General features: G+C 59.4%; 15 protein-coding genes and 1 pseudogene. 3 read left to right on the forward strand and 13 right to left on the reverse strand.

From position 1 onward, the window contains the following. Positions 1–21: 21 nt before the first annotated feature. Positions 22–918, forward strand: a complete 897-nt coding sequence (locus tag ABIB95_RS23480) for an SMP-30/gluconolactonase/LRE family protein (RefSeq protein WP_354121918.1) — start codon at positions 22–24, stop codon at positions 916–918. Positions 919–972: 54 nt separating this feature from the next. Continuing rightward, entirely contained in the window at positions 973–1,371 is a 399-nt protein-coding gene (locus tag ABIB95_RS23485; RefSeq protein ID WP_354116217.1) for a DUF983 domain-containing protein, read from the forward strand. A 13-nt stretch (positions 1,372–1,384) separates the two neighbouring features. On the opposite strand, the gene ABIB95_RS23490 is transcribed toward ABIB95_RS23485, so the two are convergent. The 12 genes from ABIB95_RS23490 to ABIB95_RS23545 all read right to left on the reverse strand — a co-directional run bounded on the left by ABIB95_RS23490 (position 1,385) and on the right by ABIB95_RS23545 (position 13,076). Continuing rightward, entirely contained in the window at positions 1,385–1,606 is a 222-nt protein-coding gene (locus tag ABIB95_RS23490) for a hypothetical protein (protein WP_354121917.1), read from the reverse strand. 90 nt (positions 1,607–1,696) lie between these two features. Continuing rightward, on the reverse strand, positions 1,697–1,945 hold the full coding sequence (locus ABIB95_RS23495; protein WP_354121916.1) for a hypothetical protein: 249 nt from the start codon (positions 1,943–1,945) through the stop codon (positions 1,697–1,699). 187 nt (positions 1,946–2,132) lie between these two features. Then, positions 2,133–2,492, reverse strand: coding sequence for a DUF983 domain-containing protein (locus ABIB95_RS47395; RefSeq protein WP_502917527.1), 360 nt, complete (start codon positions 2,490–2,492; stop codon positions 2,133–2,135). A gap of 104 nt (positions 2,493–2,596) precedes the next feature. Then, positions 2,597–4,195, reverse strand: a complete 1,599-nt coding sequence (locus tag ABIB95_RS23505) for a phosphoenolpyruvate carboxykinase (protein WP_354121914.1) — start codon at positions 4,193–4,195, stop codon at positions 2,597–2,599. Positions 4,196–4,216: 21 nt separating this feature from the next. Further along, positions 4,217–4,969 carry a methyltransferase domain-containing protein gene (locus tag ABIB95_RS23510; protein WP_354179269.1) on the reverse strand — a complete coding sequence of 251 codons (753 nt, stop codon included), beginning with the start codon at positions 4,967–4,969 and terminating at the stop codon, positions 4,217–4,219. 632 nt (positions 4,970–5,601) lie between these two features. Next, a complete protein-coding gene (locus tag ABIB95_RS23515) occupies positions 5,602–6,135 on the reverse strand; it encodes an NADH-quinone oxidoreductase subunit B family protein (RefSeq protein WP_354121912.1) in 534 nt (177 codons plus the stop codon). Between the two features lie 13 nt (positions 6,136–6,148). Next, the gene (locus tag ABIB95_RS23520; protein ID WP_354121911.1) at positions 6,149–7,660 is read right to left on the reverse strand and encodes a hydrogenase large subunit; all 1,512 of its coding nucleotides are present in this window, start codon (positions 7,658–7,660) and stop codon (positions 6,149–6,151) included. A gap of 18 nt (positions 7,661–7,678) precedes the next feature. Beyond that, on the reverse strand, positions 7,679–9,130 hold the full coding sequence (locus ABIB95_RS23525; protein WP_354121910.1) for a hydrogenase 4 subunit F: 1,452 nt from the start codon (positions 9,128–9,130) through the stop codon (positions 7,679–7,681). Next, on the reverse strand, positions 9,127–9,789 hold the full coding sequence (locus tag ABIB95_RS23530; RefSeq protein WP_354121989.1) for a hydrogenase-4 component E: 663 nt from the start codon (positions 9,787–9,789) through the stop codon (positions 9,127–9,129). Before ABIB95_RS23530 ends, ABIB95_RS23525 begins: the two co-directional genes overlap by 4 nt. A gap of 5 nt (positions 9,790–9,794) precedes the next feature. Further along, positions 9,795–10,751 (reverse strand): respiratory chain complex I subunit 1 family protein, encoded by a 957-nt coding sequence (locus ABIB95_RS23535; RefSeq protein ID WP_354121909.1) that lies wholly within the window; start codon positions 10,749–10,751, stop codon positions 9,795–9,797. Then, a complete protein-coding gene (gene hyfB / locus ABIB95_RS23540) occupies positions 10,742–12,757 on the reverse strand; it encodes a hydrogenase 4 subunit B (protein ID WP_354121908.1) in 2,016 nt (671 codons plus the stop codon). The genes ABIB95_RS23535 and hyfB overlap by 10 nt, the downstream gene beginning before the upstream one ends. A gap of 49 nt (positions 12,758–12,806) precedes the next feature. After that, positions 12,807–13,076, reverse strand: coding sequence for a helix-turn-helix domain-containing protein (locus ABIB95_RS23545; protein ID WP_354121907.1), 270 nt, complete (start codon positions 13,074–13,076; stop codon positions 12,807–12,809). Positions 13,077–13,230: 154 nt separating this feature from the next. Between ABIB95_RS23545 and ABIB95_RS23550 the strand changes: the two are divergent. Further along, positions 13,231–13,864 (forward strand): annotated as a pseudogene (locus ABIB95_RS23550) (FAD-binding protein); the annotation flags it as partial. Positions 13,865–14,222: 358 nt separating this feature from the next. Here the strand turns inward: ABIB95_RS23550 and ABIB95_RS23555 are convergent. After that, the gene (locus tag ABIB95_RS23555) at positions 14,223–14,414 is read right to left on the reverse strand and encodes a hypothetical protein (RefSeq protein ID WP_354121906.1); all 192 of its coding nucleotides are present in this window, start codon (positions 14,412–14,414) and stop codon (positions 14,223–14,225) included. Positions 14,415–14,697 lie beyond the last annotated feature (283 nt).

The raw sequence follows: 14,697 nt of genomic DNA on the forward strand, positions 1-14,697 counted from the left end.
TGATGGGTTTCTCGATCGAGGATGATGAAAACGCTGAAGACAAGTGTACTCGCAAGCGGATTCTCGCGCCTTAAGGCACCTAGATGGCATCTGGGCGCCTTATGGGTGTCCGACGTACGCGCCGGAAAGATCTTCCGCATCGATCTGGACGGCAAGGTTACGATCGTCGCCGACGTACCAGATCGCCCCTTCGGGCTGGGCTTTTTGCCCGACGGTAGCTTATTGGTCGCCTCGATGACCCGGCGGCTGATCCTGAAACTCGGTGCTGAGAAGCCCGTGATCCATGCCGACATGGCCGATGTCGCATCTGGGTATCTACGGGACCTAGCCGTCGCTCGCGATGGAAACGCCTATGTGACGTCTTTCGACGCGGATGCAACAGGACCCGACGGCTTCGCGTCGGCTCGGGTCCTTCTGACAATGCCGGACGGCAATATCCGATCGGTTGCCGACAACATCGCACATCCGAACGGATTGGCAATCACAAGTTCGCATAACCTACTGGTTGCGGAGACGCTCGGAAATCGGCTTCTCGAGTTCAAGATCGGCAGCGACGGAGGATTGCTGCATCGAAAAGTTTTCGCCGACTTCGAGGGGATGAGCCCACTCGGCATCTGCGGGGACGCTGAAGGCGCCGTCTGGGCGGCTGCCGCCCGACAGTCGCTTTTTGTCCGTGTGCAACCGGGCGGGCGGATCACACATCGCGTTCACGTACCGGGCCGGCATGCGGTCGCATGTCAGTTGGGCGGACAAGACGGCCGGACGCTTTTCTGTCTGACGGTAGCCGCCAATCTTAACGACTATCCCAATCTTTACGACTATCCCAACCGTCAGCAGGCGGCCCGCGTCGAGATAGCGACGGTCGACGTGCCGGGAGCTGCGAGTTCGGTACGGTTGGCGGAAATTGGCTCGCACTAGCGTTTCGAGTTGGCTTGCTCAGTCACCACCCAATCGAAACGCAGAAAGCTGACGATGGACCTCTCGGCCGAAAAGATCTCGGAAAAAACGCCATCGCCATATACCGCTGGCCTTCTGTGTCGATGTCCGCGTTGCGGCAAGGGAAAGTTGTTTGAGGGGTTCCTGACCCTGAAATCAAAGTGCGACGTGTGCGGCCTCGATTTCAGCTTTGCCGACGCCGGTGATGGGCCTGCCATATTCGTCATCATGATCGCCGGCGCCATTGTCGTGGGAGCCGCTTTGGTCACCGAGGTCAAGTATCAACCGCCGTACTGGGTCCACGCGGTACTGTGGATCCCGTTGATCCTGATAGTCACGCTATGGCCCTTACGAGGCCTGAAAAGTCTTTTGATCGCGTTGCAGTATCATCACAAGGCGTCGCAGGGAAAGCTCGTTCCGCGAGCCGAAGAATAGCTGCCTTAGCGGATCATGCATCGACCGGCGGCGCCTCCCGCGCCACAAGCCATATATGCTCGGCCCCACTGACATTCACACATAGAATTCCAAGGGCGGTAAGCACATCCGGCCACATCGTCCCTGATGCCCAGGTCAAGAGGACGGCTAGAACGATGACGATGTTCATGACCGCATGATTGCGAATGTCGGAGAACGAACCGGCCAAATGCGCGAACAGGCCGTGCTTGGACAAGATAGGCGATGTTGGTCAGCAGGAACGCCGAGGCGGTTGCGGCCAACGGCGTCGCGGACGGGATCGCGGCGCCGCAACAGTTCGCCGCGATCATCCAAAGCAAAAACCGGTCGGAATGAGAATGATCGTTCTGGAGAATCGGGCAAATGTCTCCCGGCCCGGCATGCTCCGGTTGTATCCGGACGACATCAAGACGCTCACGCTCGTTGCTTCGAGAAAGGCGATGCTGTCCGAAAACAGCGACGCCGATCGAGCTTCGATGGCCAATATCAATTCGAGGCGGAAAAATAAAGGTTGGCCGCAACCAGAAGCGGAAAAGAACTCAAGGCCTTGCTTCACGTCTTTGTTTCCAGCGATTTCGGGCGGACCTTAAGCTTGCCTGTTTACGCCGCGACGCGGGACGATACTACCAAGTCAAAGCTCGAGCGAGATGTGAGGAGATTGGTAATGTAGAAGAATCGAACTCGCTTCTCGATATTTCGCTCCCCCAAACGAAGAAGCGACGAATTTTGTGCTTCCAGTCGCGTCATTCGAAACCCGGAGCGTTCATCGCCCAGATTGCCGCGATGAAGATGGTTTTCGCACGCGGCAGAATAGTCAATGTTAGCGCCGCCGCAGTCAGCGGCCAGACTGTTATGCTCACCCGAAGAGGCCAGCGAAACGTGGTCTCGGCATATAACGCCGACGGTACGACCAAATGGCCGACGACGAGGATTGTCAGCCAAGCCGGTCCGTCGTCGGCGTGAGGTCTTGCCGTAGTGCTCGCCGCAGGAGGTGCAGTTTTCCACCTGATGCAGATAACTCCGGAAGAGCCTCCCCTGACCGCACGCGGGACACTTTCCGGCCACTGCCCGAGCGACCGTCGGCCAGATGCGCACAGGCAAATGTGAACCGCTCGCGGACATCCGAGTTAAGTTACCCCGGCTTGAGGGCGATCGGGCAGGGAACCCGAGCACTGATCGGCTGAGGTGCTTTTCCTTCCGTTAGAACCTACGCTGACACCGCGACCACCATGACGTCCGCTTGAACGACGCTTTTGAACTTCGCAAAATTGTCCTGGAACATCTGGACAAGCTTAGCCGCAGCGGCGTCGTACGCCTCCTTGTCGTCCCATGTCTCCCGGGGCTTCAAGATACGGCTGTCGATACCCTTGACCGATGCTGGTACCTGAAAGCCAAAGTGCTTGTCGGTGTAGAATTCGCCGTCGTTGAGTGTGCCGTCGAGTGCGGCCGTCAGCAGAGCACGGGTCACCTTGATGGGCATCCGTTGTCCCACCCCGTATTTCCCCCCGGTCCAACCGGTGTTCACCAGCCAGCAGTTTACGTTGTGCTTGGCAATGAGCGAGCGCAACAGATCGCCGTAGACCGAGGGCTGCCGGGGCATGAACGGGGCACCGAAGCAGGTCGAAAAGGTGGCTTCAGGTTCGACCACGCCCTTTTCCGTTCCAGCGACCTTGGCGGTGTACCCCGACAGGAAGTGAAACATGGCTTCCGCCGCGGTCAGCTTGGCAATGGGGGGCATCACGCCGAAGGCGTCCGCAGTCAGCATGACGAGATTCTTCGGATGCCCGGCGCGCCCGGTTTTTGAAGCGTTGGGAATGAAGTGCATCGGATACGCGGCACGCGTGTTCTCCGTCTTCGAGCCATCGTCGAAATCGCAGACGCGCGTGATCGGATCGAAGGCGACGTTCTCCAGGACCGTTCCGAAGCGCTGAGTGGTCGCATATATGGCCGGCTCGGCTTCAGCACTCAGCTTGATTGCCTTCGCGTAGCAACCGCCCTCGAAATTGAAGATGCCCTTGGAGCCCCAACCGTGCTCGTCATCACCGATCAGTGTGCGTCCCGGATCAGCGGATAGAGTTGTTTTTCCGGTTCCAGACAAACCGAAGAAGATGGCCGCATCATCCTGCGGGCCGACATTTGCGGAACAATGCATCGGCATGACATTGTGAGCGGGAAGAAAGTAGTTCAACGTCGTAAACACGGCCTTCTTGATCTCGCCGGCGTACGAACTTCCCCCTATCAAGACGATCTTTCGTGAAAAATCGATCGCGATCACTGTATCGCTGCGAACGCCATGGCGCTTGGGATCAGCCTTGAAGGTCGGGCAGCAGTAGATCGCGAGCTCCGGCACGAATGTCGAGAGTTCGCCGCGGTTGGGTCTGAGCAACAGAGTGCGGATGAAAAGCGAGTGCCAGGCAAGCTCCGTGAAAACGCGCGTAGGCATTCCAAATTCCGGATCGGCGCCGGCGCGTAGATCCTGAGCATACAACGTCTTGCCGGCGGAGTGAGCAATGAAGTCCTGGTACAGTCGCGCAAATTGCGCGGGGGTCATCTTGCCGTTGTTTTCCCACCAGATGGTCTGCTCCGTCTGGTCGTCACAGACAATATACTTGTCTTTTGGGCTGCGGCCGGTGTGCACGCCGGTTTCGGCGCAGAGCGCACCGCCGGAGGTGAGCTGCGCTTCACCGTCCTTGAGGGCGCATTCGTACAGTTCGGGTTCAAGGAAATTCCAGTTCACCCCTTTGAGATCTCTGAACCCGAATTTGTCTGCCCCGAATTCCGGGTTGCGTGTGCCTTGTTCTAACATTTCGTTTCTCCTGGGCGCGGGTTAGGACGTGCAAGTGTCGACGACGACGGGCCTATTGTCATGCCAGGGCTGACGCGGGCGCCGCAACGTCCAACCACAGCCGACGGTTTTGGAAAGCTTCGCTATGTAGCGCCGATTGGCGGCCCGGCGCCGCCTCGGCAGGCAGGCGATGAGGACATTTCGGTTTAGACGACCCGGATGGTCGAATATCCATGAAGTCATGTGACCTTCGGACAGATCGCTGCTGATCATGTCAGGCGCAGCGTCAAAATCGGTCGCGACAAGCATGTTCAGGATTGCGCGTCCGCTGGGTTTCAGCCGAGCCGTGATCGAATGACAGGTTGCCGGATCGAACTGCTCCTCGAAGCAAAATCCGGGTCCGCCGACGTCGATCGCTATGCCGTCAAAAATACGCGTCTCAGCTAAGAGATACTCCCTAAAATCCGCGACGACGCAGGGAATTTCCTTCGGCAATCCGAAGAAGCGCTTGGCGATGTCGAAGCTGACTGGGTTGTGGTCGACCACGGTCACGCTCTTTCCTTGGCGTGCCAGCATCGTCGCGAGGTTACCTCCACCACATCCGAGAAGCAGGACACTGTTGGCGTCGCTGAAAAACGCTTCCATTATCTTTACGTAGGGGAATCTACTCTCCCCGGACGTCGAGCTTTGGCTCTGGAAAATTTCGCCTTCGCGATAGAAGCGGTCGCCCGTCTGTTCGCTTTCCCAGATCGCGATCTCACCCAGCTTGCCTTTGTATTTGCCGATGATCTTCAAGGCTACTCTCGTCAAATGTGATGTGTTGTACATCAGTAGCGATCGCCCATAGATGTATACATAACGATCATATTTTCGTCTAGTCGCCTCTCCGATGCGACGAACCGTTAGTCCCGAGATTCAGCGTCACCTTCTAGATCAGTGCGTGGCGTCGACGGCGGCATGCGCGTTAGCTCCGAAACTGGCCACGCAGACGCTCAATAGCGCCGACCACAATATGGGCGCAGCCGCGTGGGGGCCGAGATGCCAGGTCATCGAGACCAGGATGCCCGGAGGCGGCTGCAGGGCAAGCGATGCGCACCCGATGGACGCAAAAAAGAGACAGATGGCGAGCGTACTGGCTGTTCGATCAGGCTCGGAGGTCGACATCAGGCGCGATGCGTGGTGGATTCGCGTGCTCGTCAACGTAACGTAGCGGTGCTTCGTCAGAGCGACCCCCGCAGCGAGCACCACGTAGATCAATGGCAGCAACGAGACCACTGACAACATCGGGGCGCGACTAGACGTGCTGGAACCATCATCCCGATATTGTGCGAAAAGGAATATCAACGGCGTCATCGCAAGGACTATTCCGGTTTGAACGCACCCTGCGATCAAGCCGGCTTGGAATAGTCGAAGGCGTCCCCAGAGCCTCAAGTGGAAGCGGCGCTTTTGGCCGCTCGATCGAGCAGGGCGAGAAGGCCCTGCAAGATCATGGTGGGCGGCGGAGGACAACCGGGAATATGAAGATCGACGGGAACCACTTGCGAGACCCCTCCTACCACTGCATAGCTGCCGGCAAAGCAGCCGCCATCCCGGGCGCAATCTCCCACGGCAACGACCCACTTCGGGTTGGGGGTCGCATCGTAGGTGCGCTCCAACGCGTCGCGCATGTTCTTCGTCACCGGTCCGGTTACCATCAACACGTCGGCATGACGCGGCGACGCAACGAACCGGAGACCGAAGCGCTCGACGTCGTAGTAGGCATTGTTCAATGCGTGGATTTCAAGTTCGCATCCGTTGCAAGATCCAGCATCGACCTCGCGTATCGAGAGGCTTCGGCCGAGACGCCGTCGCGCCGCGCGACCGACGGCAGTGGCGAGCTCGGTCACCGCGGCGTCGTCCGGTGACGGTGCTTGCTCGGTGAACGGCCGGCGAAACAGGCTCTCAAAAAGCAGCTTGCGCATCTGGTGCCGTTCCTCAGAGATCGTGGCCCGAATAGGAGCAATTGAAGGATTTGTTGCAGAGCGGGAAGTCGGCGATGATGTTGCCCTCGATTGCGGCCTCTAGAAGCGGCCATTGAAACCACGACGGGTCGCGCAGATGGCATCGTTCGACCCGGCCATCCCGCAAGCGGAGCCAAACCAGGACGTCGCCGCGAAATCCCTCGACGATCGCCATGCCTTCCCGGACTTCCCGCCGGTGCCCCGCATGCGTTCCCAGCGGGCCATCGGGAAGCTGGTCCAATATTTGGTCGATCAGCAGAAGGCTCTGTTCAACCTCGCGCACGCGGATCCAGACGCGCGCGTTGACATCCCCCTCGTTCAGGACCGGGACTTCGAAGCGCAGCGCGTCATACGGTGGATACTTAAGTGTGCTTCGCGCGTCGAAGGACCGACCGGATGCGCGGCCTATGTAGCCTCCAGCGGCATACTGCTTGGCCAATGCGGGCTTAAGCACGCCCGTATCGACCGTGCGATCCTGCAGCGATGCCGTATTGTCGTAGAGTTCGACCAAAGCAGGAAACCGCCGGCGGATGTTATCCAGCGCCGCCTGGATGGTCTCTCTCCCTTCATCGTTAAGGTCGCGGGTCACGCCACCGGGCACGATAATATCCCGCATCAGCCGATGACCGAATGCGGTATGGGATGCGCGCAGAATGCTCTCTCGCAACACGCTGCACAGAGCGTGCATCAGTGCGAAGGACGCGTCGTTGCAGATTGCGCCGATGTCGCCGAGATGATTGGCAAGCCGTTCAAGTTCAGCGAGCAGCGCTCGCAGCCAAACCGCGCGATCGGGTACGACAAGCTGTAAGGCTGCTTCGGCCGCTCGCGAAAACGCAAAGGCGTAGGCGACTGTGCTGTCGCCTGATACGCGTCCGGCGAGCTGGACAGCCCGTTCAAGATTGGCTCCAGTCATGAGGCCCTCGATACCCTTGTGGGTGTATCCCAGCCGTTGTTCCAGCCGGACCACGGTCTCACCGCTTGCCGTAAACCGAAAATGCCCGGGTTCGATAATTCCCGCGTGCACCGGACCGACCGCGACCTGATGCAGGCCGCCGCCTTCCGCCGGCAGGAAATGATAGGGCGACGCCTTCGACAATGCGTTGATGCGGTTTCCCAAGGGGAAGTGAACGGCCCAACAACCGTGATCAAGCCACGGACGAGTGTCAGGCAAGCCTTCCGCTGACAATCCAAACAGATCGTTGATGGTGTGCTCCAATCGAAGCGCCGGAGGGTGGTGTTTGCCGACTGAAGGATAAGCGCGGTCGGGGCAATCCAGGCTGACGGTGGCGACTTCTGCCGTATGTCCATCCATAATCGCCATGTGCACCGTTGAGGGTTCTCCCCAAAGGCCGAGTAGGCTCCAGCGTCCATGTGCCAGCTCGCTTGCCGCAAATGTCCAAACGGAAGCATCGACTGTAGCTCGCGGCCACGGGCTGTGTTGTTGGACCGGGCGGCCCTCCAGCATGAGATCGATCAGCGATGGCATATCCTGTTGATCTCCAAACTATCCAAGAAGGCGAGCCACGTGTTGGAACCAGGTGACGAGCGGCGCTGGAAGATAGATTCCCGCGATCAGAACCAGCGAGAGATGGGCAAACATCGGCACATAGGAAGCCTCGGCTGACTTGGTGCTGCCGCGAGGTTCTCCAAATGCGACGCTTGTCAGGCGTAACGTCAAAGCGCCGAACGCCAACAACAGCCCGAACACCAGTACAATCGCGAGCAGCGGCTGGCGTGCGAAGGTCGAGCTTACGACCAGGAATTCGCTCATGAAGATGCCGAGCGGCGGCAAGCCCGCGATCGCGACGACGCCCGTTACCAGACCCCAGCCGAGCGCCGGATGGGTCACGGTCAAGCCCCGGATCCTGGAGATTCGCTGCGTGCCCTTGATCTGCGATATATGTCCGACGGCGTAGAAGATCGCGGACTTGGTTAGGCTGTGCATCACCATGTGCAACAGCCCTGCGAAATTGGCGAGCGGGCCGCCCATGCCGAACGCGAACACGATGATGCCCATGTGTTCGATCGAGGAATAGGCGAACAGCCGTTTGATGTCGCGTCGGCGGTAGAGCATGAAAGCCGCGAAGACGAGCGAAACTAGGCCCATCGTCACCATAAGGGGACCAGGAGCGATCGCTGCCGGATGGGCGGCCAGCAATATCTTGAAGCGCAATAGCGCGTAGAGCGCGACATTCAGCAGTAGCCCCGACAGTACCGCCGATATCGGCGTCGGACCTTCGGCGTGGGCGTCGGGCAGCCATGCGTGCAGCGGCGCCAGACCGACCTTGGTGCCGTAGCCGAGCAGCAGGAATATGAAAGCGACGTTGAGAAGCGCAGGATCGAAATTCGCGGCATGTTGGATCAGAAGTGTCCAGACCATGCCGTCCTGACCCTCGCCCATGACCGGACGCGCTGCCATGTAGATCAAGATCGTGCCGAACAGGGCGAACGCTATTCCGACGCTCCCCAGAATGAAATATTTCCATGCCGCTTCCAGAGCGGCGTGGGTGCGATAGATGCCGACCATCAGCACTGTGGTGAGCGTCGCAATTTCCACCGCGACCCACATCAGGCCGATATTGTTCGACACGAAAGCTAGGTTCATGCCGAACATCATGGTCTGATACATGGCGTGGTAGAAACGCAGATAAACCGGTGTCAACCGACCAGTCTCCAGTTCATGCGCGATGTAGCTGGCGCTGAAGATGCTGGTCGTGAACCCCACGAAGGTGTTGAGTACGATGAAGACGATGTTCAGATCGTCGACGAGCACGTACGGCCCCGGCGGCGGACGTTCGATGACGAACAACGAGAGGGCCGAAAGAAATGTCGCCAAGCTCGCCACGACGTTCAACCTCGCCGTCAGCCGGTAACCCGGCAGTATGGCCAGCAACGCTGCCGAGCCGATCGGAATTATCAGGATAGCCGCCACCGGATCGAAGGAAGGTACGTTCATCGCCGTTCGCCCCGGTAGTCGTCGAGCGCAGAGACATCAACGGAATCGAAACGTTCGCGGATCCGGAATAGGAAGATGCCGATGACGATGAAGGCGATCAGGATCGAGAAGGCGACGCTGATCTCGACCACCAGCGGCATGCCCTTGGCGCCGGTTGCCGCCAGCACCAGCCCATTCTCGAGCGACATGAATCCGACGACCTGGCTGACGGCGTTGCGACGGGTCACCATGACCAGAAGTCCGAGCAGTACGACCGACAAGGCAAAAGCGAGATCCTCGCGCGCCAATGGATCGGCCTCCGCGGTCACCCGCAGCATCAGCACCATGGAGAGGGCAACCAGTGCCATCCCGGCCAGCATGGTCGGGCCGATCCCCACGGCCGCCTCGATGTCGCGATGAATCCCAAGCTGCTTGACGATGCGATGCAACGCCACCGGAATGACGATCGCCTTGAAGACGAGGGCGATTGCAGCCGTGATGTAAAGATGAGGAGCGCTCTGGACAAAGGCCTGCCAAGCGACGGAAAGCGCGAGCACCAGGGCGTGAAGCGCAAAAACGTTGAGAAGCGAATAAAGCCTGTCCTGGTACAGCATCATGAAGCTGATCAGGACGAGCCCGCCAGCCAGCGTGTGCGAGACGTCGAAGGAGAGGCTGTGCATCTGCATCAGAAGCTCTTTGACACGAACAGGAGGAGGGTGCCGAGCAGGCCCAGCATGAGGGCCGCACCGAGAAATTGCGGAACGCGAAAGACCCGCATTTTTGCCGTGGCGGTCTCGAACAGTGCGAGGAAAAAGCCGGCAGCCGCGAGCTTGATGAGGTAGGCGGCGGCGCCGATGGCATAGGACAACGGACCGGTACCGAAGACTGCTATCTTCCAGGGTAGGAACACGCACGCGATTAGCGAGATATAGAGCAATAGTTTGAGGAAGGCGCCGAATTCGATCATTGCCAGATGGCGACCGGAATATTCGAGAACCATCGCTTCGTGCACCATGGTGAGCTCCAGGTGCGTCGCCGGATTGTCGACCGGAATTCGCGCGTTCTCCGCGAGTGCCACCATGATGAGCGCGATCAGCGCCATTCCCAGCGATACTCGTAAGCCGACATAGGACGAGGCCATGAAATTCGCGACCGTCGAAAGTTGGGTCGAGCCGGCAACCAGGGCCGTGCAAAATACAAACAGCAGCATTGCCGGCTCCGCAAGCGCCGCAATCATGACTTCGCGGCTGGAGCCGATGCCGCCAAAACTGGTGCCGACGTCCATCCCGGCGAGCGCAAGAAAGAAGCGTGCACTTCCCAGCAGCGCCACGATGGCAATCAGGTCCGCCGTCCAGTTGAAGAGGAGGCCGGTGGCGAACGTCGGCACCAGGGCGGCAGCAACCCAGATCGCAGCAAAGGTCACGTAGGGCGTCACGCGGAACAGCCAGGAGGCGTTGTCCGCCAGCACCACTTCCTTGCGGAGCAATCGCAGGAGGTCCCGATACGGTTGAAAGACCGACGCTCCCTGTCGACGCAGCAGGCGGGCCTTCATCTTGCGCACAAAGCCGGTCAGCAGCGGCGCCAGCAGCAGCACCAGAAGCATCTGCATGCCTTGCACAAGAATGTCCGACATCACGACCATATCGCGAGGACCAGAAGGAGTGTGACGAGGGTCGCAAAAACCAGACTGAGATACCGCCGGATGGTCAGGAACTGCAGGCGATTGAGTTTATCGGCAGAGAAGCCAACCACGTCTGCTATCGGCTCATACATTCGCTCCCAGATCAGATCGTGCAATTCGATTCGCAGGCGCGCGGGCCTGATATCCCCGGGGGGCGGCATCTCGACATGATCGCGAGCGTGGAACACGAGCGTACCGAAAACGCGGCGAATAGGCTGAGCGAAGCTTCCGGCCGAATATTGGGCCGCGGGTGTCGGATCGGAAAAGCCACAGCCCCAGGCCGGCCCCCGCCTTAACGCACGAGAGGCAAAGCGATGAATAAAGACGACGGCCGCCGAGGCGGATATCGCGATGAACACCATAACAAGCAGCCCGTTGTATGAACTGCGACTCTCCGCAATCGGCGCGATCGAAAGCCAGGGTTCGTTGGCCTGGATCGGCATGCGGCCCCCGAGGATTTGTAGCGTGATCGGCGAAAGCGCGTCGATCACCGGCCCCGGCAGAATTCCGGCCAGCAAGCAAAGTGCGGCGAGGATGAACATTGCCGAAAGCGAGTAGCGGTCGACTTCCTCCGCGGTTTCCGCCGCCACGTCGCGCGGACGCCCGAGAAAGGTCACGCCGTAGGCCTTGACGAAACACGCCGCCGCCAACGCAGCAGCCAAGGCCAATAGAGCTCCGACCGCAGGCACGGTGATCTTCAGCGCCCATTGCGGCAACTCCGGGCTCTGCAGCACGGCCTGGAACATGAGCCATTCCGAGACGAAACCGTTGAACGGCGGAAGCGCTGAGATCGAGACACAGCCGACGAGAACGGCGAAGCTTGTGTACGGCATGCGATGAATGAGGCCACCCAGCTTGTCCATGTCCCGCTCGCCGGTCACTGTCAGGACGGCGCCGGCGCCGAAGAAAAGCAGACTCTTGAAGAAGGAGTGATTGAGAACGTGAAACAGAGCCGCCGCAAACGCGAGCGCGGCCAGTAGTTTCAGGCCGTTGGCCTGGAAGGCCAATGCAAGGCCGAGGCTTGCGAAGATGACGCCGACATTTTCGATCGTACTGTAGGCGAGCAGACGTTTGAGGTCCTTTTCCATCATCGCATACAAGATCCCCATTACGGCGGTGATGCCGCCAAGAGAAAGCACGATCACGCTCGCCCACCAGCTCGGCTGCCCCAGTAGATCGAATACCACGCGAATAAAGCCGTAGATCGCGACCTTGGTCATGACGCCGCTCATCAGTGCCGAAACGTGGCTCGGAGCCGCGGGATGAGCGAGTGGCAGCCAGACGTGCAGCGGCACCAGGCCGGCCTTTGAACCGGCGCCGAGCAACATCAGGATCAACACCAACGTGGCCACGTAGGGCGTATGTTGAGCCGTGCGAATGGCGACAAATTCGTAGTCCCCCGCCGGCCCCGCCAAAAGGCCGAAGGCCAGCAGCAATGTGAGCGTGCCGAAGCTCGCCATGACGAGATAGACGTAACCGGCTTTCGCGTTGCCCGGTTCACGATGGTGCGCCATTACGAGCGCCCAGGACGCGAGCGACATGAATTCCCAACAAAGCAGATAAGAAAACGCATCACCCGCCAGCACCACAAGATTCATGCCGGCTAGAAAGGCCGGAAAAAAGGGAAGCACGCGCTGCGGCGTCGGCTCGTGGTGGCCGTAGCCGAGGCCATAAACACTTGCCGCGGCTCCTCCGAGATTGACAACGATAAGGAAAAACGAGGCCAGCGGGTCGAGGCGGAAATGGGAGCCAAGCCATGGCAATCCGATTGGGAGGGTCAGATCGGAGGCGCTCGCCGTGGCGCCAAGCAACCAGTGGATGGACCCAGTCAACGCGATCGCAGACGCGGTCAACGTCGCGCTATAGATGATGGCCGTGGCCGTCTTTGAGCGGCTCAGAACAATCGCCAGAACTGCCGATCCAAGCAATCCGGCAACACACAGCATTTGGACAACGACAGCCGACATTATGTGCGCGCCTTCCTTCCGCTTGACACTTTGTTTTCTGTCCGATTGTTCAAATAGATTTTTCCGATCCGGAGTTGAGTTTCAGCCGCACCCCGCGTCCCTCGGCGTTACTGACCGCCCCCTCGTCGATCAACTCAATGCCGGCGGCGTCGAGGGCTGTAATCAGCTTCACCAGCGAATCGACATTGCCCCGAACCATCGCCTCACTAGCCTCCATACGTTGGATGGTCGGCACCGATAGCCCGGACATTTCTGCGAGCCGGCGCTGATCGATACCGAGGAGCACCCTGGCCGCCCGCAGTTGAGCCGCTGTGATCACCGGATTGCCCCATCACCCCGTTTTCGACGACGACCAAACGTCATCCTTGCATCCTAACTAGTCATGTTATATTGTCAATTAGTGATATCTAAAACATCTAATCTAAACGTTCCGCGAATTGCCGGCACCCAATCCTGGTGCGTCGAGGGACAGCATGAGTTCGACAACCGCTTACGAATTTATCGACCATACATTTGATGTGGTCGTCGTCGGTGCCGGGGGAGCCGGTTTGCGGGCCACCCAGGGCGCTGTCGAGGCTGGCTTAACGACCGCCTGCATCACAAAAGGTGTTTCCGACACGCAGCCATACGGTCGCGGCCCAGGGTGGCATTGCTGCCAGTCTCGGCAACCTCGGCGAAGACAGTTGGCAATGGCATATGTATGACACGGTCAAAGGAGCCGATTGGCTCGGCGACCAGGACGCCATCGAATATATGTGCCGGCAAGCCGTCCCCACCGTCATCGAACTGGAGCATGCGGGGATGCCCTTCTCCCGCGCCAACGACGCATGGTCAATGATGGATGGAACGCTGCATCTCTTCCGAGCGCAGACCGTCATCCGGGCGACCGGCGGTTACGGCAGGATCTACTTTTCCTGCACGTCGGCGCATACCTGCACCGGCGATGGAGGCGGCTTAGCCTTGCGTGCCGGCCTGCCGTTGCAAGACATGGAATTCATGCAGTTTCATCCGACTGGCATCTATGGGGCGGGCTGCCTCATCACAGAAGGCGCGCGCGGCGAAGGCGGCTACCTGGTGAATTCCGAGGGCGAACGTTTTATGGAACGCTAGCCTTCCGCCCGGGATCTCGCATCACGCGAATGCTAGCGCGACCATCGAACTCTCCACGCCTTTTTGCGCACGGTCTGGCCTGCGCGCCGGGGGCTGCAATCCGATTATCCGCAACGGCGCTCTTCACGTCCTCCTCCTCAGGGAGTCCTCGGTGGACAACCTCGGCAAGTGGGCTGCACGCCACGACCCAGCTGGCGTCATGCGCATAGAGTACGCCCGCTCGGTGTGGGCGAAGCGGACTTCGGATGACGACATCCTGCTCGGCGCCCGACAGTAGCAATATCCGCACGACCGCCGAAGCCCGCCTCACTCGTTGGGGCGGGCTATTACTGTCCCAGCAAGACAGCGCCGCACTTCAACGGGTCGAGGCTGCCGGTATTGTACCAATCACGCGCATGTCCTCGTTGCGCACCGTGACAGAGCGCCCGGTTTCTTGAGCGATCTTTCTAGCCGCTTTCATCGCGGCATTCTCATCTATGTATTCGAGCAGGATGATGCTGCCTTGCCCCGAGAACGCGGCGGGGTTCGATACGACCAAAACTATCACGGCCGCCTCCAAGTTCGTCACGGACTCAAGATCAGCATCGACGCAAGGATGGCCGAAAACATGAACAGACCAAAGATGGCGATTTGAAACAGTCGCTCGGCCTTCATTTGCGCTCCCTCGCAAATCTCTTCGATCTGCGAAACGCAGAATGGCGCGATCAGTTCCGAAGGACCTGGACACCTAACAATACCACGCCGCCTGCTTGAAAAGATTGCAGACGGCGCTGGCCTTAGCCCCAGGAAGGCGATGCAAAATCCTGGCAGAAGGTGGGTCTTACCGGGGC

This window comes from Bradyrhizobium sp. LA2.1, from assembly GCF_040547725.1.
Lineage (GTDB): Bacteria > Pseudomonadota > Alphaproteobacteria > Rhizobiales > Xanthobacteraceae > Bradyrhizobium > Bradyrhizobium barranii.